At 70.1% G+C, this 26,007-nt stretch carries 22 protein-coding genes, 1 pseudogene and 1 riboswitch; of the genes and pseudogenes, 12 read left to right on the top strand and 11 right to left on the bottom strand.

Going from position 1 to position 26,007, the window contains the following annotated elements:
- Positions 1-671: 671 nt before the first annotated feature.
- Together ACTOQ2_RS32650 and mgrA are read left to right on the top strand one after the other, a co-directional pair.
- Positions 672-2,732: a S9 family peptidase gene (locus ACTOQ2_RS32650; RefSeq protein WP_440104661.1), complete on the top strand. Its 2,061-nt coding sequence runs from the start codon at positions 672-674 to the stop codon at positions 2,730-2,732.
- Complete coding sequence (gene mgrA, locus ACTOQ2_RS32645) at positions 2,729-3,757, top strand: L-glyceraldehyde 3-phosphate reductase (protein WP_440104660.1); 1,029 nt, start codon at positions 2,729-2,731, stop codon at positions 3,755-3,757. The genes ACTOQ2_RS32650 and mgrA overlap by 4 nt, the downstream gene beginning before the upstream one ends.
- A gap of 124 nt (positions 3,758-3,881) precedes the next feature.
- Here the strand turns inward: mgrA and ACTOQ2_RS32640 are convergent, their stop codons facing one another.
- A complete protein-coding gene (locus tag ACTOQ2_RS32640; RefSeq protein ID WP_440104659.1) occupies positions 3,882-6,308 on the bottom strand; it encodes a flippase-like domain-containing protein in 2,427 nt (808 codons plus the stop codon).
- A 73-nt stretch (positions 6,309-6,381) separates the two neighbouring features.
- Between ACTOQ2_RS32640 and ACTOQ2_RS32635 the strand changes: the two genes are divergently transcribed.
- The 3 genes from ACTOQ2_RS32635 to ACTOQ2_RS32625 all read left to right on the top strand — a co-directional run bounded on the left by ACTOQ2_RS32635 (position 6,382) and on the right by ACTOQ2_RS32625 (position 10,895).
- Positions 6,382-6,819 (top strand): RpiB/LacA/LacB family sugar-phosphate isomerase, encoded by a 438-nt coding sequence (locus ACTOQ2_RS32635; RefSeq protein ID WP_440104658.1) that lies wholly within the window; start codon positions 6,382-6,384, stop codon positions 6,817-6,819.
- 133 nt (positions 6,820-6,952) lie between these two features.
- The gene (locus ACTOQ2_RS32630) at positions 6,953-8,695 is read left to right on the top strand and encodes a M28 family metallopeptidase (protein ID WP_440104657.1); all 1,743 of its coding nucleotides are present in this window, start codon (positions 6,953-6,955) and stop codon (positions 8,693-8,695) included.
- Positions 8,696-8,882: 187 nt separating this feature from the next.
- A complete protein-coding gene (locus ACTOQ2_RS32625) occupies positions 8,883-10,895 on the top strand; it encodes a molybdopterin-containing oxidoreductase family protein (RefSeq protein ID WP_440104656.1) in 2,013 nt (670 codons plus the stop codon).
- A 4-nt stretch (positions 10,896-10,899) separates the two neighbouring features.
- On the opposite strand, the gene ACTOQ2_RS32620 is transcribed toward ACTOQ2_RS32625, so the two are convergent.
- Positions 10,900-11,349: an N-acetyltransferase family protein gene (locus ACTOQ2_RS32620; RefSeq protein ID WP_440104655.1), complete on the bottom strand. Its 450-nt coding sequence runs from the start codon at positions 11,347-11,349 to the stop codon at positions 10,900-10,902.
- Positions 11,350-11,521: 172 nt separating this feature from the next.
- Positions 11,522-11,782, bottom strand: a pseudogene (locus ACTOQ2_RS32615) (MazG nucleotide pyrophosphohydrolase domain-containing protein); the annotation flags it as partial.
- A 129-nt stretch (positions 11,783-11,911) separates the two neighbouring features.
- Here ACTOQ2_RS32615 and ACTOQ2_RS32610 point away from each other — a divergent pair.
- Positions 11,912-12,376, top strand: coding sequence for a hypothetical protein (locus ACTOQ2_RS32610; protein WP_440072095.1), 465 nt, complete (start codon positions 11,912-11,914; stop codon positions 12,374-12,376).
- A gap of 189 nt (positions 12,377-12,565) precedes the next feature.
- On the opposite strand, the gene ACTOQ2_RS32605 is transcribed toward ACTOQ2_RS32610, so the two are convergent.
- The 3 genes from ACTOQ2_RS32605 to ACTOQ2_RS32595 form a co-directional block, all read right to left on the bottom strand.
- Positions 12,566-12,937, bottom strand: coding sequence for a VOC family protein (locus ACTOQ2_RS32605; RefSeq protein ID WP_440104654.1), 372 nt, complete (start codon positions 12,935-12,937; stop codon positions 12,566-12,568).
- 121 nt (positions 12,938-13,058) lie between these two features.
- Positions 13,059-13,382 carry a DMT family transporter gene (locus ACTOQ2_RS32600; protein WP_440104653.1) on the bottom strand — a complete coding sequence of 108 codons (324 nt, stop codon included), beginning with the start codon at positions 13,380-13,382 and terminating at the stop codon, positions 13,059-13,061.
- 19 nt (positions 13,383-13,401) lie between these two features.
- Positions 13,402-13,468, bottom strand: a riboswitch (guanidine-III (ykkC-III) riboswitch).
- A gap of 19 nt (positions 13,469-13,487) precedes the next feature.
- The gene (locus tag ACTOQ2_RS32595; protein ID WP_440104652.1) at positions 13,488-14,273 is read right to left on the bottom strand and encodes a class I SAM-dependent methyltransferase; all 786 of its coding nucleotides are present in this window, start codon (positions 14,271-14,273) and stop codon (positions 13,488-13,490) included.
- Between the two features lie 180 nt (positions 14,274-14,453).
- On the opposite strand from ACTOQ2_RS32595, the gene ACTOQ2_RS32590 reads away from it, so the two are divergent.
- Positions 14,454-16,283: an acyl-CoA dehydrogenase gene (locus ACTOQ2_RS32590; protein ID WP_440104651.1), complete on the top strand. Its 1,830-nt coding sequence runs from the start codon at positions 14,454-14,456 to the stop codon at positions 16,281-16,283.
- A gap of 125 nt (positions 16,284-16,408) precedes the next feature.
- On the opposite strand, the gene ACTOQ2_RS32585 is transcribed toward ACTOQ2_RS32590, so the two are convergent.
- The gene (locus ACTOQ2_RS32585) at positions 16,409-16,711 is read right to left on the bottom strand and encodes a hypothetical protein (RefSeq protein WP_440104650.1); all 303 of its coding nucleotides are present in this window, start codon (positions 16,709-16,711) and stop codon (positions 16,409-16,411) included.
- 71 nt (positions 16,712-16,782) lie between these two features.
- Positions 16,783-16,995: a hypothetical protein gene (locus ACTOQ2_RS32580; protein WP_440104649.1), complete on the bottom strand. Its 213-nt coding sequence runs from the start codon at positions 16,993-16,995 to the stop codon at positions 16,783-16,785.
- 202 nt (positions 16,996-17,197) lie between these two features.
- Between ACTOQ2_RS32580 and ACTOQ2_RS32575 the strand changes: the two genes are divergently transcribed.
- The 5 genes from ACTOQ2_RS32575 to ACTOQ2_RS32555 all read left to right on the top strand — a co-directional run bounded on the left by ACTOQ2_RS32575 (position 17,198) and on the right by ACTOQ2_RS32555 (position 21,667).
- On the top strand, positions 17,198-17,950 hold the full coding sequence (locus ACTOQ2_RS32575) for an NUDIX hydrolase (protein WP_440104648.1): 753 nt from the start codon (positions 17,198-17,200) through the stop codon (positions 17,948-17,950).
- Complete coding sequence (locus tag ACTOQ2_RS32570) at positions 17,947-18,915, top strand: lipopolysaccharide kinase InaA family protein (RefSeq protein ID WP_440104647.1); 969 nt, start codon at positions 17,947-17,949, stop codon at positions 18,913-18,915. The genes ACTOQ2_RS32575 and ACTOQ2_RS32570 overlap by 4 nt, the downstream gene beginning before the upstream one ends.
- 56 nt (positions 18,916-18,971) lie before the next feature.
- On the top strand, positions 18,972-19,928 hold the full coding sequence (locus tag ACTOQ2_RS32565; RefSeq protein ID WP_440104646.1) for a hypothetical protein: 957 nt from the start codon (positions 18,972-18,974) through the stop codon (positions 19,926-19,928).
- A gap of 247 nt (positions 19,929-20,175) precedes the next feature.
- Positions 20,176-21,390: an adenylosuccinate synthetase gene (locus tag ACTOQ2_RS32560; protein ID WP_440104645.1), complete on the top strand. Its 1,215-nt coding sequence runs from the start codon at positions 20,176-20,178 to the stop codon at positions 21,388-21,390.
- Between the two features lie 52 nt (positions 21,391-21,442).
- Positions 21,443-21,667 carry a DUF6458 family protein gene (locus tag ACTOQ2_RS32555; protein ID WP_440104644.1) on the top strand — a complete coding sequence of 75 codons (225 nt, stop codon included), beginning with the start codon at positions 21,443-21,445 and terminating at the stop codon, positions 21,665-21,667.
- A 28-nt stretch (positions 21,668-21,695) separates the two neighbouring features.
- Here the strand turns inward: ACTOQ2_RS32555 and ACTOQ2_RS32550 are convergent, their stop codons facing one another.
- The 3 genes from ACTOQ2_RS32550 to ACTOQ2_RS32540 form a co-directional block, all read right to left on the bottom strand.
- Positions 21,696-21,989, bottom strand: coding sequence for a Dabb family protein (locus tag ACTOQ2_RS32550; RefSeq protein WP_440104643.1), 294 nt, complete (start codon positions 21,987-21,989; stop codon positions 21,696-21,698).
- Between the two features lie 210 nt (positions 21,990-22,199).
- On the bottom strand, positions 22,200-23,942 hold the full coding sequence (locus tag ACTOQ2_RS32545) for an ABC transporter ATP-binding protein (protein ID WP_440104642.1): 1,743 nt from the start codon (positions 23,940-23,942) through the stop codon (positions 22,200-22,202).
- Positions 23,943-24,614: 672 nt separating this feature from the next.
- Positions 24,615-26,003 (bottom strand): dihydrolipoamide acetyltransferase family protein, encoded by a 1,389-nt coding sequence (locus ACTOQ2_RS32540; RefSeq protein ID WP_440104641.1) that lies wholly within the window; start codon positions 26,001-26,003, stop codon positions 24,615-24,617.
- Positions 26,004-26,007: the final 4 nt, after the last annotated feature.

The following is a 26,007-nucleotide window of genomic DNA, read 5'->3' as shown; positions in this document are numbered from 1 at the left end:
GCTTCATGCACTGGCTTTTAACACACTGTTGAGTTCTCAAGAAACGGACGCGTACACCATCACCCTGACCCGACCAAGTGGTCCGGCAGAACTCCGGGACGTTCGTTTTGTTTTATTCTGTTCTTTCGTTGTGCCTTTATTCTTTCAGGCCCGCTTTTTCGTGTCAAACCGGCTTGTTTTGATCCGGTTGATTCGATCTAGCTGGCCCTGCTGGAATTTCGGCGGCCCCGTTTCCAGAGCAACCCCTCTAACTTACCAGCCCTTGAGCGGCTCTGCGAACCGATCTTCGAGACCGTTGGTTTCAAAGGGATTGTCGGCAAACACGACACAAGCCATACGGAAGTCACCGGAGTGATTGGAGTGGTTTGCGCCGGACCTTGCCGACATCAAAAGATTAGCAGCCCCCGAAGACCGCTCGAGACGTAACGGCGAACCCCGCAGCCGGGAAGCGGGAGGTTGGCAGAGCGGGCAGAGCGGAAGGTGCCCCGGTCCGCAAGCGAAGCGAGCCGAGCCGGGCCACCCAACCACCCAGCCCAACCACCCGACCGCCTGATCCCACCGAACCGCCCCGACCGGCCGAGCCCGGCGAGCCGAACGAGCCGGCCGCACCGACCGCATCGGCCGAGCGGGTGAATCCGAACAGGCATCGGCGGAAACATAGACTCGGCTGAGTGAGCAGCCAGACGCCGCCGACGGCGAAGAAGGTTCCCAGCGAGCGCGTGCACCACGGGGACACCGTGGTCGATGACTACGCGTGGCTGACGGTCAAGGACGACCCGGATGTGGTCGCCTACCTGGAGGCGGAGAACGCCTACACGCAGGAGGCGACCGCCCACCTCAAGCCCCTGCAGGAGACGCTCTTCCAGGAGATCAAGGGACGCACCCTGGAGACCGATCTCTCGGTCCCCACCCGCAAGGGCGACTGGTGGTACTACTCGCGGACGGAGGAGGGCAAGCAGTACGGCCTCCAGTGCCGGGTGGCGGCGGACGGCGAGACGCCGCCCGAGGTGAAGGCCGGAGAGTCGCTTCCCGGTGAGGAGGTCCTGCTCGACGGCAACGAGCTCGCCGGAGACTCCGACTTCTTCTCGATCGGTACCAGCTCGGTCAGCCCCGACGGCACCCTGCTGGCCTACTCCACCAACTTCACCGGCGACGAGCGCTTCACCCTGAGGGTGAAGAACCTCACCACCGGCGAGACCCTCCCCGACGAGATTCCCGGCATCTTCTACGGCGGCGCCTGGTCCGCCGACGGCACGACATTCTTCTACACGACGGTCGACGAGGCCTGGCGGCCCAACCAGGTCCACCGGCACACGATCGGGAGCCCGGCCGAGGACGACGTGCTCGTGCACGAGGAGTCCGACGAGCGGTTCTGGGTCGGCGTCGGGCTCAGCCGCAGCGAGCGCTACCTGGTCCTCTCCGCCGGAAGCAAGATCACCAGCGAGGTGCGCGTCCTGGAGGCCGACGATCCCACCGGCGAGTTCCGGGTCGTCAGGCCCAGGGAGACCGGTGTCGAGTACGGCGTCGACCACGCGGGTGACCACTTCCTGATCCTGCACAACCGGAACGCGGAGAACTTCGAGCTGGCCACCGCGCCCCTCGACGACCCCGGCAGCTGGACGCCGATCATCGAGCACCGCGCCGACACCCGGCTGCTCGACATCGACGCCTTCGAGGGCCACACCGTCGTGCACTTCCGCAGGGACGGCCTCACCGGCATCCGCATCCTGCCCCGCGACGGGGAGGCGTACGAGATCTCCTTCCCCGAGCCGATCTACGACGTGGCCCCGTCGGGCAACCCGGAGTTCGTCACCGGACGGCTGCGGCTCGGCTACACCAGCATGATCACTCCGCCGTCGGTCTACGACTACGACCTCGGCGCGGGCGAGCTGATCCTGCTGAAGCAGAAGGTGGTGCTGGGCGGTTACGACCCGGCCGACTACGAGCAGTTCCGCGAGTGGGCGACCGCCTCGGACGGCACCCGCGTGCCGATCTCGATCGTGGTCAAAAAAGGCACGGAGCGGCCCGCCCCCACCGTGCTGTACGGCTACGGAAGCTACGAGACCTCGATCGACCCGTCGTTCTCCATCGCGAGGCTCAGCCTGCTCGACCGGGGTTTCGTGTTCGCCGTCGCGCACGTCAGGGGCGGCGGTGAGATGGGCCGCCGCTGGTACGAGGACGGCAAGTTCCAGAAGAAGAAGAACACCTTCACCGACTTCGTCGCCGCCGCCGAGCACCTCTCCGCCGCGAACTGGTCGAGCGCGATCGTCGCCAGGGGCGGGTCGGCGGGCGGGCTGCTGATGGGCGCGGTCGCCAACCTCGCGCCGGAGACCTTCGCGGGCGTGGTCGCGGAGGTGCCGTTCGTGGACGCGCTGAACACGATCCTCGACCCGTCGCTGCCGCTGACCGTGATCGAATGGGACGAGTGGGGCGACCCGCTGCACGATCCCGAGGTGTACGCGTACATGAAGTCGTACACGCCCTACGAGAACGTGGACGGCCGGGCCTACCCGCCGATTCTGGCGATCACCAGCCTCAACGACACGAGGGTTTTCTACCACGAGCCCGCCAAGTGGATCGCGAAGCTCCGCGACGTCGCGCGCGGCGGGCCTTTCCTGCTCAAGACGGAGATGGGCGCCGGGCACGGCGGCCGCAGCGGCAGGTACGACTCCTGGCGCGAAGAGGCCTTCACCCTCTCCTGGATTCTCGACACGACGAAGGTGACTCAGTGACGTATATCGCGGCGAAAGACAGGTACGACGATCGCCAGCCGTACAACAGGGTCGGCAAGAGCGGGCTCAAGCTGCCCGCCGTCTCCCTGGGGCTCTGGCACAACTTCGGTGACGACAAGCCCTTCGAGGTCCAGCGGGACATCCTCAGGAGGGCTTTCGACCTGGGGGTGACCCACTTCGACCTGGCCAACAACTACGGCCCGCCGCCCGGGACCGCGGAGACCAACTTCGGACGGCACTTCCGCGAGGACTTCGCGCCGTACCGGGACGAGCTGGTCATCTCCACCAAGGCGGGCTACGACATGTGGCCGGGCCCGTACGGCGAGTGGGGGTCGCGCAAGTACCTGCTGTCCAGCCTGGACCGGTCTCTCGAGCGGATGGGGATCGACTACGTCGACATCTTCTACAGCCACCGGTTCGACCCGGACACCCCGCTCGAGGAGACGATGGGCGCGCTGGACCACGCGGTCCGGTCGGGCAAGGCGCTGTACGCGGGCATCTCGTCCTACTCGCCCGAGCACACCAAGGAGGCCGCGCGGATCCTGCGGGAGATGGGCACGCCGCTGCTGATCCACCAGCCCTCGTACTCGATGCTGAACCGGTGGATCGAGGGCGGGCTGCTCGACGTCCTGGAGGAGGAGGGCGCGGGCTGCATCGCGTTCTCGCCGCTGGCGCAGGGCATGCTGACCGACCGGTATCTGAACGGGATTCCGGAGGGGTCGCGGGCCTCGCAGGGGCGTTTCCTCACCCCGGACATGCTCACCGACGAGACGATGCGGCACATCCGCACCCTGAACGAGATCGCGGGCCGGCGCGGCCAGTCGCTGGCGCAGATGGCGCTGGCCTGGGCGCTGCGCGACAGGCGCGTAACCTCGGTGCTGATCGGCGCGAGCAGCGTCAAGCAGCTGGAGAACAGCCTCGCGGCGGTGGAGAACCCCTCGTTCGACGCCGGAGAGCTGGAGGCGATCGACAAGGACGCGGTCGACGCGGGCATCAACATCTGGGCCGGGTCAAGCGAGGCCTGACCTCCCCCGCTCGTCCGCTCTCGCGTACGGAGGCCGCCGGTCCAGGTGACCGGCGGCCTCCGTACGTGAAAGGCCCGGGAAAACGCGAGAAGACGAGCCGGGGCCGGACGGGAGCCGGACGGGGTCAGAGTGCCTCGTGCCTTTGCAGGTACGTGAACGAGGCCCAGCCCGGCAGGACCGGCAGCCAGAAGGTCAGCAGCCGGAACAGCAGCACGGCCGAGGCCGCCACCTCACGCGGCACGCCCGCCAGGGTGAGCCCGGCCGTGAGGGAGACCTCGACGGCGCCGAGCCCGCCGGGGGTCGGGGCGGCCGAGCCGATGGCGTTGCCCGCGAGGAAGACGATGGCGACGGCGGCGAAGTTGATGGAGCCGCCGAAGGCGCGGACACAGGCGTCCAGGCAGACCACGAAGAACAGGGTGAGCATCAGGGTGCCGCCGAAGCCCTCGACGATCTTCCGGGGTGACTGGAGGATGTCGAGCAGGCGCGGCATGACGCCGGAGAACAGCGGGCGGAGCCGCGAGGTGATCATGCGGCGCAGGCGTGGCACACTCACGACGACCAGGATCAGCACGGCCACGGCGAGCAGCGTGATCACGAGGGTGCGCGACGGGGTGAACGACGAGGCGGTGTTGGAACCGGTGATGTAGGCGAACAGCAGCAGCAGGGCGACGTGGCAGGCCAGCCCGATGAGCTGGGAGGCGCCCACGCTGGCCACCGCCTGCCCCGGGGGGATGCCGCGTTTCTGCAGGTAACGGGTGTTGACCGCGACCCCGCTCACCGCGGCGGGCGCGACGAGCTTGACGAACGACCCGGCGAACTGGGCGAGCACCGTACGGCCGAGGGGCAGCTTCTCCGGCACGAACCCCATCAGCATGAGGGCGGCGGCGACGTAGCTCAGCATCGCGGCGACCAGCGCCACCCCGGTCCAGCTCCACTTGGCCGACGTGATCATGTTGAGGTTGATCTGGGTCAGGTAGTAGACCAGGAAGTACGCGGCGAACGCGGTGCCGATGATGGTGATCAGGGTCCGGGGACGGAAGCGCTCCAGGCGCACCTCCTCGGCCTCGGTCCTCGGCTTGAGCTCGACGATCCGATCGCGGATCTCGGTGAGCACTTCCTTGTTCCTGGTGAGCGCGGCCCTGGTCTCCCGGGTCAGCGCGATCCGCTGGAGCAGGGGAAGCGCGTCGGCGAGCATGCCGGACCCGGCCACGGCCGCGGCGGCGGCGACCGCCCGCTCGGCGCCGACGCGCAGGCTGAGGTAGGTGAGCAGCTGGGCGATGTCGAGACGGAGCAGCAGGTCACCGGCGGCGATCTCACCGCTGCGGGCGTCCATCAGGATGACCCGGCCCTCGCCGTCGACGTGGATGCTGTCGCCGGTCAGCCGCCGGTGGGCGAGCCGCTGGACCTGCAGCAACAGGACCTGCTCCCAGATCTGGGCGAGCAGGTTGTCGTCGATCTCGCTGTCGGGGATGCTGTCGAGCGGGCGGGTGGGGGTGTGCTCGTAGGCGAGTAGCGCGGCCTCGGTGCCGATCTCGCTGGTGCCGACGAGCCTGGGGGTGCTCGCTCCGGCCGCCTGCGCGGCGTACGCCATCAGGGCCTCGCGCTCCAGCTCGGCGCGGAGCGAGCGGATGGCCTTGCGGCGGGTCTCGGAGTTGAGGCGGATGCGCCGCCAGAGGCGGTAGAGCACCCCGGCGACCTGGCGGTCACGGTCGAGGACGGTGACGTCGAGGCGGCTGCCGTCCCTGAGGTCGACGGCGTAGCGGCGGCTGCTCTGGTGGTCGTCGTCGAGCCTGCGGGCCTTGACGGGGACGAAGCCCAGCTTGCGGAGCGCCGCGACGACCATGCTGCCCGGCGGGCGGGTGTTGGGGCTGCCCACGCCGTACAGGGTGGCGTAGCCGACGGCCAGCCCGACCAGGATGGAGACGACGATGCCGAGGATGGTGGCGGCGAGACCGGCGAACAGGGCGACGGCGTTGAGCGCGACCGCGCTCCACAGGGCCGCCCGCCAGGTGGGCCGCCGGGATATTCGCACCGCGGTGACGTAGGCGATGATCGGGGTGAGCAGGGTGTTGATCGGCTCGACCCCGGCCCGCCCGCCGGTCAGCAGGACCCGCAGGTCCTCGGGGCCGGCGCTGAGGATCCACTCGCCGAGAGCGAAGGAGAACACCATCGCGGCGATGGCCGCGAAGAGTCCCTCGGCCACCCGGAGGCCGTCGCGGTGGAGCACCCGCTCGATGGCGAAGGCGACGGGCACGCCGAGCATGGCCGACGCGCTCAGCACCCCGGCCAGGCCGCTGAGCAGGAACGGCGCCCGGCTGGTGCCGTCGGCGACATCGCCCTCCAGGCCGTTCAGGGTCTTCTGCGCGACGAAGGCGAGCATGATCACGGCCACGAGCACGAGCAGGGTCGCCAGGAACCGCAACAGGTCGGAGGGGCGGCGGATCCGCTGCGGGAGCAGCGGCTCGACGACGTGCACGGCGAGATCGTCGCCCGTCGTCGGCCCTGTGCCGTCGACGGACGTCGTTTCGTCCAGTCCCCCGATTTTCGTCACCGCCTGCGATTCTGCACGTTCCGCATTACAGGTGCGTCACCGATCTTCTCCTCGAGTGTCCACAATCAGAGTCATGCGTATCTCAGTGGCCTCCGACAGTCTTGACGGCGTGGCTTCCATCTTGGTCTCCGCGATCGAGAAAAGAGGTCACACGGTGATACCTCATGGTGCTTTGGCCGAGGAACGGGCCGACTGGGCGTGGTGCTGCGCGCGTGCCGCGGAGGAGGTGGCCTCGGGGGCCGCCGATCAGGCGATCGTGTGCTGCTGGACCGGGACGGGCGCGTCGATCGCGGCGAACAAGGTGCCCGGGGTGCGGGCAGCGCTGTGCGCGGACGCGGCCACGGCGGACGGGGCACGTCGCTGGAACGACGCCAACGTGCTGGCGATCAGCCTCCGGTTGACCTCCGCCCCGCTGCTCGGGGAGATCCTGGACGCCTGGTTCGCGGGGAGCCCCAGCCTCGACGAGGGGGACCGGGCGAACATAGCGTACCTGTCCGAGATGGAGAATTGACTGTTCTACCTGCGGGAACAATCGATTTGATGGGTGACGGCCTGAAAAACTGACCATCATGTTCCGTCACCCGTCCGCGTCCCGCAGAGCCGCGCCCGAGGGCCGGGAAGCCCCTTCCGTCGCTCCGAGGAAGTTGCTAGCCGCGATCACCATGGCCTCGGTCATGTCCCTGGCCGTCGTGTCCGCCGTGTCCACCGCTCCGGCCGGCGCGACGCCCACACCCGGGGGTGGCGCGGCGCCCGTTCCCGGAGGGCGCGACCCCGCGCGGGCCGGCGCGACGCCGGCCTCCGGAGAAAGCGACTCCGGACCGCCGGCCGGGAACCCCCTCCCCGCGGGCGCGGAGGCGTTCGGGTCGTCGGTCAAGCTCGCGTCCCTCAAGAGGCACCTGGAGAGGCTCCAGAAGATCGCCGACGCCAACGGCGACACCCGGGCGGCGGCCACACCGGGCTACGACGCCTCGCTCGCCTACGTCGCGGACAGGCTCCGTGCCGCCGGATACCGGGTCACCTCGCAGGAGTTCAAGATCTCCTTCTTCCGCGAGGTCGCGGCCCCCGTGCTCAAACGGACCCGGCCCGCGGCCAAGACGTACGTGCCCGGCACCGACTTCAGGACCATGACGTACTCCGGCTCGGGAAACGCGACGGCCCCGGTGCAGGGGGTCGACCTGGTCCTGCCGCCGAAGCAGGGGGTGGAATCCACCTCGGGGTGTGAGGCGAGTGACTTCTCCGCATTCGTCCCGGGCAACATCGCGCTGGTCCAGCGCGGCACCTGCAGCTTCCAGGTCAAGGCGGAGCAGGCCCAGGCTGCCGGCGCGTCCGGCGTGATCATCTTCAACGAGGGACAGGCGGGCGAGGGGACCGCCGACCGCCGGGCCCTGCTCGGTGGCTCGGTCAACACCTCCACCGTGCGCATCCCGGTCGTCGGCACCGGCTTCGCGACCGGTGAGGAGCTGGCCGCGCCGGGAACGAGGGCGACGCTCGTCGTGGACGCCGAGAGCGCTCCCGACCGCAGGACGCGCAACCTCATCGCCGAGAGCCGCTGGGGCGACCCGGACAGGGTCGTCATGCTCGGCGCCCATCTGGACAGCGTCATGATGGGCCCCGGCATCAACGACAACGGCTCGGGCACCGCGGGCATCCTGGAGACGGCGCTGGCGGCGAAGTCGCTGCGGACGAAGAACAGGCTGCGCTTCGCCTTCTGGGGCGCCGAGGAACTCGGCCTGCTCGGTTCGAAGCACTACGTGGCCGCCCTGCCCCCGAGGGAGCGGGCGAAGATCAAGCTCTACCTGAACTTCGACATGATCGCCTCGCCGAACTACGTTTTCGGGATCTACGACGGAGACTCGTCCGGCGCGGTCGCCGGCGCGACTCCGCCCCCCGGGTCGGGCCCGATCGAAAAGCTCTTCCAGGCGTACTTCGAGGCGGTGGGCGAGCCGTACCAGGACGCCGAGTTCAGCGGCCGCTCCGACTACGGCCCCTTCATCGCGGTCGGCATCCCCTCTGGCGGGCTGTTCACCGGCGCCGAGCGCCTCAAGACCGCCGAGGAGGCCGAGAAGTTCGGCGGCAGCGCCGGGGTGGCGTACGACAAGTGCTACCACCAGGCGTGCGACACCATCGCCAACATCGACGACAAGGCGCTGGAGGTGAACGCCGGCGCGATCGCGACGGCGGCGTTCGTCTACGGGTACGCCCGCGACCTTCCCGGCCCCGGCGCTCTCGGGGCTCCCAGCGGTCCCGGTGCCCCCGAGGGGCCCGGCAAGGGTGCCGTCGCACCCGGCACGCCGGACACCGCCGGACCGGGCACCGCCGGACCGGGCACCGGCGCGGGCGGCCTGGAGTCCGGCCACGACCACGAGCACGGCGGCCTTCTCAGGTGAGGCGCCCTCCCCGATGACGCCGGGGCCGCGCGGCGTACCGCACGGGGAGAGCCGGGCGGTGCGCGGCGGGCGCGCCGCCGGGAGGACCTGAGGGGCCGGTGCCGAAAGGGTGCCGGCAGGGGCAGGCAGGGGCCGGAAAGGGGAACGTGCGTGCGTCCCGGCCCAGGGGCGCGGCTACAGTCGGGGCATGTCGTCAGGCGAATTGCGAGTGCTGGGGGCGTGCCCGCTGGACTGCCCCGACACCTGCTCCTGGGTGGTGACCGTCCAGGACGGCAGTGCCGTCAAGATGCGCGGCAACCCGGACCATCCGTACACCCGGGGCGCGCTCTGCGTGAAGGTCAACCGCTACCTGGAACACACCCGGGCGGCCGACCGCATCCTGCACCCGATGCGGCGGGTCGGCCCCAAGGGGTCCGGCCGGTTCGAGCGGATCAGCTGGAACGAGGCCCTGGAGGAGATCTCCGTACGGCTGCGGGGCATCGTCGACGAGCACGGCGGCGAGGCGATCTGGCCCTATCTGGGCACCGGCACGCTGGGATACGTCCAGGGGTCGGAGGGGATCGCCGGGAGGCGGTTCTGGAACGTCCTGGGGGCGTCGAGGCACTTCCTGAACATCTGCTCCTCTGCCGGGAACTCCGGGCTGCGGCAGGTCTACGGCACTCCGGGCGGCATGGACCCCGAGACGTTCGCCCTGTCCAGGCTCATCCTGCTGTGGGGGACGAACACGCTGACGTCCGGGCACCACCTGTGGAAGTTCGTCCAGGACGCCCGCGCGGCCGGGGCGCACGTGGTGGCGATCGACCCGATCCGCACCCGCACCGCCGAGCAGGCCGACGAGCACCTGCCGATCCGGCCCGGCACAGACGCGGCCCTCGCCCTGGGGCTGATGAACGTCGTTCTCGCCGAGGGCGCCGAGGACCGCGACTACCTGGAGAACCACACAAGCGGCTGGGAGCACCTCCGCGAGGAGATCCTGCGCCACCCCCCGGCGCGCGTGGCGGAGATCACCGGGCTGCCCGAGGCCGACATCCGGGCCCTGGGGACACGCCTGGCGCGTACGCGGCCCACCGGAATCCGGGCCACCATGGGCGTGCAGCGGCACGCGGGCGGCGGCACCGCGATGCGGACGATCGCCTCCATCCCGGGCGTGACGGGCGACTGGCGCCACCCGGGCGGCGGGATCGCGTACTCCACCAGCGGGCACGTCCACCTGAACATCGACACCCGCGACGACCTGCTCCCCGGGCCGGTCCGCACGCTGACCATGACGCGGCTGGCCGACGAGCTGGACGAGTCGGTCAAGTGCCTGTGGGTGTACGCGGCGAACCCGATGGGTTCCACCTCCGGCCAGAACCGGGTCCGCGAGAGACTGCTGCGCGAGGACCTGTTCACCGTCGTGATGGAGCAGTTCCCGACCGACACCGTCGACTACGCCGACATCGTCCTTCCCGCCACCATGCAGATCGAGCACGCCGACCTGCACGCGGGCTACGGGCACATGTACCTGATGTGGAACGAGCCCGCCGTCGAGCCGCCGGGCGAGTGCCTGTCCACCACCGAGACGTTCCGCCGCCTGGCGCGGCACATGGGGCTCACCGAGCCGTCCCTGTACGACTCCGACCTGGAGCTGGCCGAGGAGCTGCTCACCTCGGGGCATCCCTCCCTGGAGGGGATCACGCTCGACCGGCTGCGCAAGGAGGGCTGGGTCCGCCTCAGCGTCCCCCAGCCGTTCGTGCCGTTCACCGACGGCTTCCCGACGCCCTCCGGCCGGATGGAGTTCGGCTCGGGGCCGGCCTACGTCCCGTCGCACACGGCCTCGGCCGCTCCGGGACCGTACCCTCTGGCGCTCATCACGCCCGCCTCCCACACCTTCCTGAACACCACCTTCGGCAACAACCCCGAGCTGCTGAAGCGCTCGAAGGGCCCGCGGATCCTGGTCAACCCCGAGGACGCCTCGCGCAGGGGGCTGAGCGAGGGGCAGCGGGCCCGGGTGTTCAACGACGAGGGCGAGTTCGAGGCCGTGGTGGAGATCAGTGAGAAGGTACGGCCCGGCGTGGTCGCGTCCACCAAGGGGCACTGGCGCAAGCTCAGCCCTGGAGGCGCGACGGCGAACGCCGTGGTGGCCGCCCGCGACGCCGACCTGGGCCGCGGCGCCGTCTACCACGACAACCTGGTCGAGCTCGCCCCGTGCGCCACCTGATGGATCAGGTCAGCGCGATCTTGTATCCCTCGTGGGACGCGACGAAGCCGAGGGAGTCGTAGAAGCGGTGGGCGTCCGCGCGGGACTTGTCCGTGGTCAGCTGGACCAGGGCGCATCCCCGGGCCCGCCCGCGGTCGAGGGCCCACTCCATCATCGTGCGGCCCAGCCCTCGTCCCCGCAGGCCGGAGGCGATCCGCACCGCCTCGATCTGCATCCTGAGCGCGCCGCGACGGGAGATGCCGGGGATGTAGGTGAGCTGCATGGTGCCGACTACCTCGCCGTCCAGCTCCGCGACGATCAGCTCGTTGCCGGGGTCGGCGTCGATGGCCTCGAAGGCGGCGCGGTGCTCGTCGCCGAAGGCCCCCTGGCGCGAGGCCGCGACGGCGTCGTCGGCGAGCATGGCCACGATGAGCGGGACGTCCTCGGCACGGGCGATACGGAATTCCACCGGCATGACGGCCAACCTATCCGGCCTACCCGGCCTACCCGGCCTACCCGGCCTACCCGGCCTGTCCGGAACCGCTGATTCCCCCCGCCAGCACCCCGGCCACGTCGGCGGGCGTGAACCCCGGCCCCTTGGCGGCCTTGCCGTTCTCGGTGCCGGACTTCGTCATGTTGGCCCGGTGCACCTCGGCGAGCACCCGGTCCAAGTCGATCCCGTACGTCAGGGCGGTGCCGTACGCGACGTAGACCACGTCGGCCAGCTCGTGCGCCACACCGGCCAGGTCGCCCTCCTCGGCGGCCTGCGCCACCTCGGCCGTCTCCTCGTCGAGAAACCTCTGCCGCAGGCGGGCCAGCTCCACGGGAGGCAGGCCGGGGGCGTCGGAGAGGGGAAGCCCGATCTTCTCGTGAAACTCTCGAACCAGGCGCGCCGGTGATGCATCCATGCGCGTCAGCCTAGGCCTTGCCCTCACCCCTGAGGACGGCGCGGGCGGCGTCCCCGATGGGGCGACTCCGGGGACAGTCAGGGTTGCTCCCCGATGTGGGCAAGGGGGTGCGGGAGGCACTCTGGGGGCATGAACGACGAACTGACTCGACGTGATGAGATGTCCCTCGCCGGAGCGGCGCTGCGCGGTGCTCCCTGGAAGGCCGCCGCGGTGACCGGCGGCGCGGTGGCGGCCACCAGCCTGGGGCTGAGCCTGCTCTCCGGAAGCCTGGATCTCGCGTGGGCGATGATGGTCGGTATCGGCCTGTTCTCGCTCGTCGCGGCCATCGGCTCGATCAGCAAGCCCACCGTCGGTGACCGGGTGACCCGGCAGGCCCGGCTCTGGGCGCTGCGCCACCCCTGGAGGTTCTCCCTCTATCCCGCGCTCGGCTCCGCGATCCTGCTGTATCCGGTGCAGCTCGTCCTCGACGGCGAGGGCGTCTTCGGGGCGGCGCTGGACGCGCTCCAGGGGGGTGTCGTGGTCTACCTGATCACGGCGATCGTGGCCCTCACTCTCAAGGGACGCGGCCAGACCTCGCTTCCCGGCGGCCACTGAACCTCATGGTCCGGTGGCCATCGGACCCCACGGTCCGGCGGCCACTGAACCTCGCGGCCCGGCTGGGCACGGCCCTGTCCAGGCCCCGGTGGCCGCCCGCTCCCCCGCGACCGGCCGGTCCCACGAGACCGCCGGTCTCGCGGCCCGGCCGAGCCTTTCTGCGGACCGGGCCGGGACCGTCAGGAGACGCTAGACCCTCTCGTACTCGGCGCGGCAGACGCAGAACTCGTTGCCCTCGGGGTCGAGCATCGTGACCCAGCCGCTTCCGTCGGGATTGCGGTGGTCCTCGGAGATCGTGGCGCCGAGCTCGGCGAGGCGCTCGACCTCCTCGTCGCGGGTGGTGCCCGCCGAGCCGGTGATGTCCAGGTGGACCCGGTTCTTGACCGCCTTGTCCTCGGGGACCTTGATGAACAGCAGATCGACCCGGCCGCCCTGGAGAAGGACCTCCTCGTCGTTCTTCTCCGTGTCCGGGTGGAGCTCCCCGCCGGAGGCGTCGCGCCAGAAGATTGCCAGCTCGTACGGCTGGGCGCAGTCGAAGGTCACGCAGTGAACGTCAATCATGCCCCCCACCCAACCCGACACCACCAAAGCCGTCAAGCTGGTTTCGGGCGAGCCGTTTCGCGGTCCGCGAGGTGCTGCCGGATGTGTCCCGTACGACCCGCCGGAACGTCCGGGTGCGCGGTCAGTGACCGCCTCCGGCGAGGTTGAGCCCGACGACACCCGCGATGATGAGCAGGATCGAGGCGATCTTGAGGGCCGAGGCGTCCTCGCCGAGCGCGACGATGCCGAGCGCGGCGGTGCCGACGGCTCCGATGCCCGTCCAGACGGCGTAGGCCGTCCCGACCTCCAGGGTTTTCAGCCCCAGGGCGAGCAGGCCGAAACTGAGCACGCTGAAGACCACGAAACCGACGCTCGGCAGCAGGGCGGAGAACCCGTCGCTCAGCTTGAGCGAGTAGGCCATCGCGACTTCGAACAGACCGGCGACCACGATGAAGACCCAGGCCATGACAGCTCCTCCTTGATCAGGAGCGTCGTCTTTGCCCACCGGGTACGGCGCGTCTCGTCCGGGAACGCCTCTTTTGGGCGTTCTATCGGAGGAACGAGCCGGATCTCACTTTGATTCCCACCAGAGTGTGAACCACCGGTCGCGGGGCACCGGCCACATGTCCAGCTCCACCACCGCCGCGACGACCTCGTCGGCCCGCTCCGGTCCGAGGCAGAGCCTCCGGCAGGCGCTCTCGGCGAGATCGTCGAGCCGGGTGAAGCGGGGCAGCGGGGCCACCCGCCACTCGTGGCGAACCTCGTGGCCGAGTCTCTCGGCGACGGCGATCACGTCGTGGGCGGTGGGCCTGCCGGGGCGGGTGATGCCGTGAAAGTGCTGCCAGAGGGGGTTGAGCCAGCTCATCGGGTGCCGGCCGGTGAGTTCCAGGACGACCCGGACGCGGGCGTGGCGGGTGAGCTCGGTCAGGAACTCGGCCAGATCGGGCACGTCGTAGACGACGTGGGCGGAGACCGCGACGTCCGCGACCGGGGTCCGGGCCGCGACGCCGGGCCAGCGGCCGTTGACGATCCGGGCGGGGACGCCGAGCGCCGCGGCCCTGGAGTCCAGCTCGGCGAGCATGGCGTCGGAGGCGTCGACCGCGATCAGCTCCCCCAGGGCCCGGCCCAGCGGCAGGGAGGCCGCCCCGGCGCCGGCGCCGACGTCCAGCAGGCTCCCGCCGGGCGGGAGGGCCTCGGCGATCCGCGCCAGGGTCGGCCCCTCGGGAACCGCGAGGGCGAGGTCGGTGCGCTCGGCGAACCGCGCCGGGGAGTGGCCCCAGGGATTGACCGGCGCCCTGGCCGCGATCTCCTCGGGGATGCCCCACATCCCGAGGTCTGCCCGCCACTGCTCGTCCATGGGACGAGCCTAGGAGAGCTTCCCCCGCCCGTCGATCGGCCACCCTGGAGCGCCTTGGGGCGGCGTGACGAACGTCCCAGCCGGGGTTGTTTTCTAGGGGTTACTCACGGGTAGCATTACAGGTAACGTTACTGGCGAGTATGGAAAGTTCCGGACCCCCGGTTTCAAGGAGCAGACCCCATGGGCCACTACAAGAGCAATGTCCGTGACCTGGAGTTCAACCTCTTCGAGGTCTTCGGGCGCCGGGACATCCTGGGCACCGGCCTCTACGCCGATCTGGACGAGGACGTGGTGCGGAGCGTCCTGGAGGAGGTCAACCGTCTCGCCACGGGCGTGCTCGCCGACTCCTTCGAGGAGGGTGACCGCACCCCGCCGGTGTTCGACCCCGCCACCGGGACGGTGACGATGCCGGAGGGCTTCAAGAAGTCCTTCGCCGCCTACCGCGACGCGGGCTGGACCAACCTCGGCCTTCCCGCCGAGATGGGCGGGCCCGGCCTGCCGAGCAGCGTCAGCTGGGCCCTGGCCGAGCTCGTCCTCGGTTCCAACCCCGCCGTGTGGATGTACTCCAGCGGTCCGGCGTTCGCCCACATCCTCCACATGATCGGCACCGAGGACCAGCGGCGCTACGCCGAGCTGGCCATCGAGAAGCAGTGGGGCGCCACCATGGTGCTCACCGAGCCGGACGCCGGCTCCGACGTGGGCGCGGGCCGCGCGAAGGCCGTCAAGCAGGACGACGGCACCTGGCACATCGAGGGCGTGAAGCGCTTCATCACCAGCGCCGAGCACGACCTGTCCGACAACATCTTCCACCTGGTGCTGGCCCGCCCCGAGGGGCACGGCGTCGGCACCAAGGGCCTGTCGATGTTCCTGGTCTCGAAGTACCACGTGGACCTGGAGACCGGCGAGCTCGGCGAGCGCAACGGCGTCTACGTCACCAACGTCGAGAAGAAGATGGGCCTCAAGGTCTCCACGACCTGCGAGGTCACCTTCGGCGGCGAGCACCCCGCGGTGGGAACGCTGATCGGCGAGGTGCACGAGGGCATCAAGCAGATGTTCATGATCATCGAGCACGCCCGGATGATGGTCGGCTCGAAGGCGATCGCCACGCTCTCCACCGGCTACCTCAACGCCCTCGACTACGCCAAGCAGCGGGTGCAGGGCGCCGACCTCACCCAGATGGCCGACAAGTCGGCCCCCCGCGTGACGATCACCCACCACCCGGACGTCCGCCGGGAGCTGATGCTCCAGAAGTCGTACGCCGAGGGCATGCGGGCCCTGGTCATGCTCACCGCCACCTACCAGGACGACGTGCTGATCGCCGAGCACGAGGGCCGCAGGAACGAGCACGCCGAGGCGATGAACGACCTGCTGCTGCCGCTGGTCAAGGGCGTCGGCTCCGAGCGCTCGTACGAGCTGCTCGCCCGTTCGCTGCAGACCCTGGGCGGCTCCGGATACCTGCAGGACTACCCGATCGAGCAGTACATCAGGGACGCGAAAATCGACTCCCTGTACGAGGGCACCACCGCGATCCAGGGCATGGACCTGTTCTTCCGCAAGGTCCTGCGCAACCAGGGGGCCGCTCTCGGCTCGCTGTACGCCGACGTGAAGGCCTTCGCCACCTCCGAGGCGGGCAACGGACGGCTGAAGGAGGGGCGCAAGCTCCTGGGTGAGGCCGCGGACGACGTCAAGGCCATGGCCGACACCATGGCGGGCTGGGCACTCGGCTCGCTGGAGACCCCGCAGGAGGTCTACAAGGTCGGCCTGAACACCACCCGGTTCCTGCTCGCCCTGGGCGACGTGGTGATCGGCTGGCTGCTGCTGCGCCAGGCCGAGGTGGCCCTGGCGGCGCTGGGGTCGGCCGCCGAGGGCAGCGACCACGCCTTCTACACCGGCAAGGTCTCCGCGGCCTCGTTCTTCGCCCAGACCGTCCTGCCCCGCATCGCCGCCGAGCGCCGCACGCTCGACGCCACCGACCAGGACCTGATGGAACTGCCGGAAGAGGCCTTCTGATCCGGCCTGACCCGGTCTGACCCGGCCTGAACCCGCGGGTTCAGGCCGGGTCGCGGCAGGCACGATGAGGGACCGGCCCCGTTCTCGGGGGCCGGTCCCTCATCCGTTTTCCATGACCAGAAGGGTCAGGAGGCGCGCCTGTGCTGGTATTCGGCGACCGCCGCCATGATCACGCTGATCGGGACGACGGCGTCCTGCCCGGCGAGTGCCGCCTCCACCCACTCCCTGATGAGCGCGGTCGGTTTCATGCCGCGTTCCTGTGCCCGCGCGCGGACCTGGTCCATCACGGGCTTCGGCAGCCGCAGCGAGGTGACGATCATCACCTCGTCGGCGGGCACCGGCTCACGCGGAACCGCACGCTCCAGCTCCGCCGTCGTGTCGTGCTCGTCGTAGTAATCGGCCAGATCGTCGATTCCGTCTCGTGTCATGGTCATCACCTCGCCTTCCGGGCGAACAGCCGCTTCTCATTGGCGACCATGTCCCGCGCGGTGGCCACGTATCAGGCACCCGATTCGGCGACGCTCTCCACCAGGACGACGAGCAGATATCGCCCGGCGTCCGTCACGCCGTAGACGAGCGTGCTGTCTTCCCGGCCTGCCGCCTCCCAGTGAGGACGGGTGAGCACCACCTGTTCCACTTCCCCCGGCGTGACACCGTGCCGCGCGATGTGCCCCTCGGACCGTTCGGTCCAGTGAATGGTTCGATACCCCACACAGCTTAACGTAATACGTTCGCATTACAAGGGGCGGGCAAACCATCGGCTTTCCCGTCACTGAAAAGCCTGGTCAGAAGCGACCTCGCGCCAGCGAGGCCGCCCAGAGTGCGACAAAGAAGGATGGATCATCGCAAAGTCATTGACAGCGATGCACTGTTATTCTCATACTGAGATTGTCTCAACCTGAGAAGGACATGTGATGGATGAATCCGAGTTCCTGGCCGGATACGACCCGCGGGCATACCCGGCGGTGGCGGTGACGGTCGACGTGGTGGCGCTCACCATTCGCGGGGGCGGGTTGCGCGTTCTGCTGATCAGGCGGGCCGAGCAACCCCATGCGGGGCTGTGGGCGTTGCCCGGGGGGTTCATCCGCCCGGGAGAGGATCTGCCGCAGGCCGCGGCGCGGGAGCTGGCCGAGGAGACGGGGCTGTCAGGGCCGTCTGAATCGTCGGGCCGGATTCACATCGAGCAGCTCGCCAGTTACGGGGCGCCCGAGCGCGATCCGCGGATGAGGGTCGTGTCGATCTCCTACCTGGCGTTCGCCCCCGACCTGCCCGACCCCCGGGCGGGCTCGGACGCGGCCGACGCCTCCTGGCACCCGGTCGACAAGCTGCCGGAGCTCGCGTTCGACCACGACCGCATCCTGGCGCACGGGCTGGAGCGGGCCCGCGGCAAGCTGGAGTACACCCCGCTGGCCACCGCGTTCGCCGGTGAGAGGTTCACGATCTCCGAGTTGCGCGGCGTCTACGAGACGGTCTGGGGCGTGCCCCTGCACGCGGGCAACTTCCACCGCAAGATCCTGTCGGTGCCCGGCTTCGTGGAGAGCACCGGCGAGACCACCGAGAGCGGCGGGGCCAGGGGCGGGCCGCGCGCCAAGCTCTACCGGGCCGGCGACGCCCGGCTCCTGCACCCCGCCCTGCTGCGGCCGGCCAGGGAGGAGCAGATCAGATGACCACCACGGCCGAGGCGATCGCGCTGGTGACCGCCGCCCGCACGCCCGGCGACCTGTTCGGCGGGGACTTCCCGCACCGGACGTACCGGAGGCTGGCGAGGCTGCTCCACCCCGACCTCGCGCCGGGGGCGGAGGCCGCCGAGGCGTTCACCCGGCTGGCGGGGCTGTGGGCGGCCCGCGAAGGGGCACCGGAGCGGGCCAAGGAGACGGTGATCACCACCAGGCGGGGCACCTACCGGATCGGCGGCGTCTTCCGCCGGGGCGCGTCGGCCGTGCTCTACGAGAGCGGTCCCGACACGCTGCTCAAGCTTCCGCGCAGCCACGCGGACAACGACCTCATGCGCCGCGAGGCGGAGTCGCTGGAGACGATCGCGCACGACGGCGACCCGCTGCTCCTGCCGTACGTACCTCGCCTGGTGGAGTCGTTCCGGCACCGCTCGGAAGGGGTCGAGCGGCAGGCCAACGTGATCAGCCGGGTGCCGGACGGGTTCCTGAGCCTGGACGAGGTCAGGCGGCGGCGGCCGGTGCTCGACGTGCGGGACGCGGCGTGGATCTGGCGGCGGCTGCTGGTGGCCGTCGGCGCGGCCCACCGGGCGGGGGTCGTGCACGGCGCGGTGTTCGGGCAGCACGTCCTCGTCCACCCGATCGACCACGGCCTGGTGCTCGTCGACTGGAGCCAGTCGGTCCCGCTCGGCACCCCGATCACCGCCCTCGTGTCCAGGCACCGCGACGACTACCCGCCCTCGGTCCTGGCCAGGAAGCCCGCGACCCCGGCCACCGACATCCACCTCGCCACCCGCTGCGTGGCCGCCCTCATGGGCGATCCCGTCCCCGCCCCGGTCAGGAACTTCGTCCGGGGCAGCCTGCTCAGCCCGCCGGACGACGCGTGGCGGCTGCTGGGAGAGCTCGACGACCTGCTCGACGACCTGTACGGGCCGAGGAAATACCGGCCGCTCCATCTCTGACCCTGACCTTCACGATTTTCATAGAACGTTCCACCCCTGATCCGAGGAGATCATCCGTGGGAAGCGGAAACTGGTCCACCGACGTCTACTCCGCCGCCGCGAGCTACCGCGCGGCCAAGGGTTCGAGCGCCTTCGCCTACAGCGACAGCGGCGCCCGCTCCGCTCACCCCGACCTCGACCCGCACGGGGTGACGCTCCGCGAGAGCCGCGACTCCGCCGAGCACCCCAACTCCCTGGCCGTGGCCGTCCTGTTCGACGTGACCGGCTCGATGGGCGGGGTGCCCCGCACCCTCCAGACCAAGCTGCCCGACCTGCTCGGGCTGCTGCTCCGCAAGGGGTACGCCACCGACCCGCAGATCCTCTTCGGCGCGATCGGCGACGCCACCTGCGACCGGGCCCCGCTGCAGGTCGGCCAGTTCGAGTCCGACAACCGGATGGACGAGCACCTGGGCAAGATCCTGCTCGAGGGCGGGGGCGGCGGCCAGATGACCGAGTCGTACGAGCTGGCGATGTACTTCATGGCCAGGCACACCTCGATCGACTGTTTCGAGAAGCGGGGCCGCCGGGGCTACCTGTTCATCATCGGCGACGAGCTTCCCTACCCGCAGGTCAAGCGGCGCGAGGTCGAGAAGGTCGTCGGCGAGCGGCTCAGGCACGACATCCCGACCAAGGACATGGTCGCCGAGCTGACCAGGATCTACGACGTCTACTACATCCTCCCCGCCGGAGCGAGCCACGCCGGGGACGGCCGGGTGCTGGCCGCCTGGCGCGAGCTGCTCGGCCAGAACGTGCTGGAGCTGGACGACCTGGACGCCGTCTGCGAGACCATCGCGCTCACCGTCGGCCTCGGCGAGGACGCCATCGACCTGCGGGAGGGGCTCGACGACCTCGACGAGCTCGGCTCGAACGCCGGAACCGCCGTGGGCAAGGCCCTCGCCAAGCTCGACCGGGGCACCCTCGTGGTGACCGACGGGCTCGACCTGGGCGGCGACAGCGGCGTGATGCGGCTTTAGAAGACCTCCCCGCCGTGCGGCGGCCACCGCGAAAGCGGCGGGGAGTGCCACCACGAAGGGAGACGGTCCCTCCCCGGCGGGAACAACGCCCCGCCGGGGAGGGACCGCCGGTGGAGGGGCCCGGAACGCCGCCCCGCCAGGGGGATCGCCGGTGGAGGGGCCGCGAGGACCGGCTCGCCGGGACAAGAGGACCGGCCCGCCGGAGAAGAAGGGAAAGGGGAGGAGACGAGGGTGAACGGGTGGCCGCATGCGTGAGCACGTGATCGTGACCGACCTCGGGTACGGCGACGCGGGGAAGGGCACCGTCGTCGACTGGCTCTGCGCCCGCGAGCCCGTCCAGGCCGTCGTCAGGTTCAACGGGGGTGGGCAGGCGGGTCACAACGTCGTCCTGCCCGACGGGAGACAGCACACGTTCGCGCAGTTCGGGTCGGGCACGTTCAGGGGCGTGCCGACCCATCTGTCCAGGTTCATGGTCGTGGATCCGCTGTCGCTGGCCAGGGAGGCCGACCACCTGGTCGAGCTGGGCGTCGCCGACCCGTTCTGCCTGCTCACCGTGGACCGGGACGCCCTGCTCGCCACGCCGTACCACGTGGCGGCGGGGCGGGCCAGGGAGCTGGCGCGCGGTGCGGACCGGCACGGGTCGTGCGGGATGGGCGTCGGCGAGGCCATGGCCTACGCCCTGGAGCACCCCGACCTCGCGCCGGTCGCGGGCGACTGCGAGGAGCCGGTCCGGCTCGCCCGCAAGCTGCGCGCGCTCCGCGAGGCCCTCGGGGTGACCGGGCCGCCCGTGGAGGACTGCGTCGACGCCTACCGGGCGTTCGCCGAGCGGGTGATCCTGGTCGGCTCCTCGTTCATGACCGCACTGCTGCGCAGGCGGCCCGTGGTCTTCGAGGGGGCGCAGGGCGTGCTGCTCGACGAGTGGCACGGTTTCCACCCGTACACCACCTGGAGTACGACGACCTTCGCCAACGCGCTGGAGCTGCTCGACGGGGTGCCCGCCACGCGGCTGGGCGTGCTGCGGACCTACACCCCGCGCCACGGCCCGGGACCGCTGGTCACCGAGGACGCGGCGCTCGCGCTGCCCGAGGCCCACAACGGGACCGGCCCCTGGCAGGGGCCCTTCCGCACCGGCCACTTCGACGCGGTGGCCCACCGCTACGCGCTGGCGGTCTCCGGCGGGGCCGACGCCCTCGCGCTCACCCACCTGGACGCGCCGGTGTCGCGGATGTGCGTGTCGTACGACATCGGCGAGCTTCCGGTGGGCGCGGCGGGCGACCTCAACGGGCAGGCCGAGCTGACGGAACGGCTGCGAGAGGCCGGGCCGCGCTACGCCGACGGGATCGACGACTGGCCCGCGGCGGTGGCGGAGGCCCTCGGGGTGCCGGTGTGGCTGGGCTCGTCGGGGCCCACCGCCGCGGACAAGGTCCTTCTCGGTGGTGTGATCACGCCAGAGAGGGTATGACCAACTCCAGACTCTCTCTTTACCTGGTGGACAGCCTTACCCGGAGGAACTCATGGGTGTCGGGGTCAGCATCTTCTTTCTCACGCTCGGCGCCATCCTCCGCTTCGCCATCGAACCTGATGTGCTCGGCGAGGCCGTGCACATCGACGTGATCGGCCTGATCTTCATGATCGTCGGTGCGGTCGGAATCGTGCTGAGCATCGTGATGGCTCCCAAGCGCGGGCACACGTCCGAGGACCGCCTGATGCACCGCGAGAACCACCCGCCGGACATCTAGGCATCCCCGGAGCACTGAGCCCGCCGCTTTAGAGCTCGTACTGCGCCGCCGCCCGCGAGGCCACGATCGGCTTGATGTACTCGGCGATCGCCGCCTGGTGCAGCGGGTGGTCGCGGTAGACGAGGAAGTCGTCGGCGCTGTCGAAGTCCGCGACGATGGCGAACTGGTGGTTGCCCGGGCTCACGCCCGCGTCGGGGCCGAGGGTGTAGGAGCGGATCTCCGTGATGGCCTCGGGCAGCTTGGCGAGCTCCGTGGCGACCCTGGCCCGCTGCTCCTCGGTGGCCTCTTCCGTCCAGGTGAACAGCACGACATGCCGGAACATGATCTTCCCTTCGTTCGGGTGCCCAGGTGTCCTGAGTGCCCGGCAAGCGTAAGGCCAGGCGCGCCACGACCCGGCGGCGCCCCCGGCCGCATCCCGGCCGGATTCCAGCCGTATCCCGACGGCTTCCCGGCCGGATTCCAGCCGTATCCCGACGGCTTCCCGGCGGTACGGAACGGCGCCGATCCGCCGGTCTCGTACGGGAACTCGCTCTCACGCCGGGCGCAGTGCGGACCCGCGGCGCCCGGCGGACTTGATCCTTATCTGGCTGGAGCGTCTCGGCACGGCTTCGAGCACGATCTTGTGAGCCGCCTCGGGGATGAACCGGAGGTCGTGGGTGATCAGGATGGTGGTGCGCCCGGCCATCAACCGCTTGAGCGGTTCCATGATCCGTGCCGCGGTGGGCGCGTCGAGGCCCGTCATCGGCTCGTCGAGGACGAGCACGGGCGCGTCACGCAGGATGGCCCTGGCGATGGCGATCCGCTGGCGCTGCCCGCCCGACATCAGCCGGCCGCGCTGCCCGATCGGCGTCTCGTACCCGAGGGGAAGCGTGGTGACGAAGTCGTGGACGTCCGCCATCACGGCGGCCCTGACGACGGCGTCCGGGTCCGCGCCGGGACTTCCGTAGGCGATGTTCTCGCGTACGGTCCCGGAGAAGAGCAGGTTCTCCTGCTGCAGGATGGTGATGTTGTCACGCAGCGACTCACGTGACAGCTCCCGGATGTCCATCCCGTCGAGAAGGACGCGCCCGGCCGTGGGGTCGTAGAAGCGCAGCAGGAGCTTCGCGATCGTGGACTTGCCCACGCCGCTGGGCCCGGTGCACACGACCAGTTCGCCCGGCTCGACGGCGAAGGACAGGTCCCGCAGCGTGGGCCTCCTCCTGTTCGGATAGGTGAAGCCGATCCCCTGGAACTCGATGTGGCCCCGTCCGCGTCCCAGGTGGACGGCGTCGTCGCGATCGGTGACGGTCGGCCGGGTCGTCAGGATCTCGATGACGCGGTCGGAGCCCGCCGCCGCCTCGGAGACGGTGAGGGCGATCTGCCCCAGGTTCTGCACCGCCGGATAGAGGTAGGCGAGGTAGGCGGCGAAGGCGAGCAGGCCGCCGATGGTGAGGCGTCCCGAGGAGATCTCCCAGGCACCGAACCCGAGGATCGTGATCAGGCAGATGGTCTCGATGACCTGCAGGACGGGCCCGTACAGGGAGGAGAGCCACGCCTGCGCCACGTTGGCCCGCATCCAGGTGCTTCCCTCTCCGTGCAGCCGCTCGGCCTCGACGCCCTGGCGGTTGTAGGACTGGACGAGCGACTGGTTGGACAGGCCCTCCTCGATGACGCTGTTCATGATCCCGTTGCTGAGCCGCTCGCGCGCCGACGCGGTCCTGAACCTGCTCGCGAAGATCTTGGCGACCAGCAGGAAGGCCGGGACCAGCAGGAACGTCAGCAGCGCCAGATCCCACTTGATGTAGAAGGCGGCACCGGCGAAGAAGACGACGCTGACGAGCGTGGTGAAGAGCTTGACCAGGCCGGAGCCGATGAGTTCCTCGATGGCCTCGATGTCGTCGGTGAGCCTGGCCATCAGGTCACCCAGGCGGCGGTTGTCGAAGAAGTCGGGCGTGAGCGTCTGGATGTGCTCGAACACCCTGTCGCGCAACCGCAGCAGGAAGCGCTCACCCCCGACGGCGGTGAGGTAGGAGCCCACGAAGGAGACCAGCCCCGCGGTCGCCGCGAGGCCCAGCCAGGCGGCGGCGGGAAGCCAGAAGGCCCCCAGGTTCTGCTTGCTGAGGACCTCGTCCGTGATGTACCCGAACAGGCCGATCGCGGCGACCTCGCAGACGGCCGCGACGATGGCGAGCACGCCACCGGCCACGAGCAGATGGCGGATGCCGCGGGTGTACGGCCAGAATTCCCGGAAGGTCCTGCGAATGGAGACCGTCGGCGCCAGCGGGGGACGGCGCACCGCGGCCCTCGCCCCGTGAGGCGAGAGCGACTTTGAGAATGAGAGCCGACGGTTGACCCGCCGGCTCTCATTTGTTTCCGCTAGCACCGGATCTGGCTTACCACCACCAGCCGCCCCCGCCGCATCCGCAGCGGCGCCGGCGTCGGCAGCATCCCCACTCCAAGAACCGGCCGGTCGGGAAGAGCTGCTTGAAAGACATGGCTTCCCCCTTCGTGCTGAGCTTGTCGCGCTTACCAACCACGACACTAGCACCCATACCCTGACAAATCACCAAATTCAGCACGCATTAAAGATGTTTTAACAAGCCATTCGTAGAAGCCATAAAACGTATTGAGGGTAAAGGCTGACACAAGTTCCAAGCGTTGCCCCGCAGCCTCGCCCGAGCTGGGGATGCGCATCTTAAAGCTTGATCCACAGGAGCCAAAAAGGGGTTTCTCATTACCGCCCGACTGGCGGCCGGTACGGCGTCCCCGCGGCCGGGTGAGACCGTTCGAAGCCCTCGCGGTTTTCCCGTCGCGGAATTGACGCGCGAAACCGGAAAATGTCAGGCAGGCACTTCGGGGTATATCGGAAGGCCCCGCCCCCTGCCCTCCAGGCCGTCCGAGGGGCCTCTCCTGCGAACGGTCGACGGGTCCGCCCCCAGGAGGGGGCGGACCCGTCGGTGTCGTGGGGTCAGCCCCAGGCGAGCATGCGGAGCGGGTCCTCGAGCATGGCGCCGACGTCGCGGAGGAACAGCGAGCCCAGCTCCCCGTCCACCACCCGGTGGTCGAACGAGAGGGCGAGTGTGCAGACCCTGCGCGGCACGACCTGACCGTCCACCACCCACGGCATGTCCCTGACCTGGCCGAAGGCCAGGATCGCCGACTCGCCCGGGTTGAGGATCGGGGTACCCGCGTCCACCCCGAAGACGCCCACGTTGGTGATCGTGATCGTGCCCCCCGCCATGTCGGCGGGCTGGGTGCGACCCGCCCTCGCGGTCTCGGCGAGGGCCCCGAGAGCACCGGCCAGGTCGGGCAGCGACAGGCGGTGGGCGTCCTTGATGTTGGGGACGAGCAGGCCGCGGGGGGTGGCCGCGGCGATCCCCAGGTTGACGCGGTGCTTGACCACGATCTCCTGGCGGGCCTCGTCCCAGGCAGCGTTGATCATCGGGTAGCGGCGGGCGGCGACGAGCACCGCCTTGGCGACCATGAGCAGCGGGGAGACCTTGACCCCGGCGAAGTCGGGCAGCCCGCGGAGGCGCTGGATCGCGTCCATGGTCGCCGTCACGTCCACCTGGAGGAACTCCGTCACGTGCGGCGCGGTGAACACGGACGCCACCATGGCCTGCGCGGTCGCCTTCCTGACCCCCTTGACCGGGACCCGCTCCTCGTCCTCGCCCTCCCACGTCACGGCCGGTACCCGCGGCCGGGCGGGGGCGGCCTGGACGTCGCTCTCCTGGGCGGGGGCGGCGAGCGCCGCCTGGACGTCGTCCCTGGTGATCGACCCGTGCGGACCGGTCCCCAGGAGGGAGGCCAGGTCGACCCCCAGGTCCTTGGCGAGCTTCCGCACCGGGGGCTTCGCCAGGACCGCGCTCCGCCCCGTCCCCGGCGAGGAAACCGTGGAAGAGGCCGTGGAAGAGGCCTCAGCAGATGTGCCGGACGCGCCGTCGGGGGAGGACGGTTTGCGGGGGCGGCGCTTGGCCGCGCCCGGTTTGACGCCGTAGCCCACCAGCACCGGCTGCCGCACCTCGGCCGGCGGGGTCGGCACCATGTCGTCGGCCAGGGCTTCCGCCCGGTCGGCCGTCCCCTCCCCCGCACGCCCGGCGGCGGGGGCCGGAGGGGGACCCGTGCCGTCGTCCACCGAGATGATCGGCCTGCCGACGTCCACGACCTCGCCCTCGTCCGCCATCAGCGCGGCCACCACGCCCTCGAACGGGCAGGGAAGCTCGACGACCGCCTTGGCGGTCTCGATCTCCACGATGATCTGGTTGACCTTGACCGGGTCCCCTGCCTTCACGTGCCAGCGGACGATCTCCGCCTCGGTCAGGCCCTCTCCCACGTCGGGGAGCTTGAACTCCTTCATCTCC

This window comes from Streptosporangium sp. H16 (genome assembly GCF_051918855.1).
In the GTDB taxonomy this organism is placed as follows: Bacteria; Actinomycetota; Actinomycetes; order Streptosporangiales; family Streptosporangiaceae; genus Streptosporangium.
Note: the sequence above shows the minus strand (reverse complement) of the source record. Positions and strands in the feature narration are given on the sequence as shown.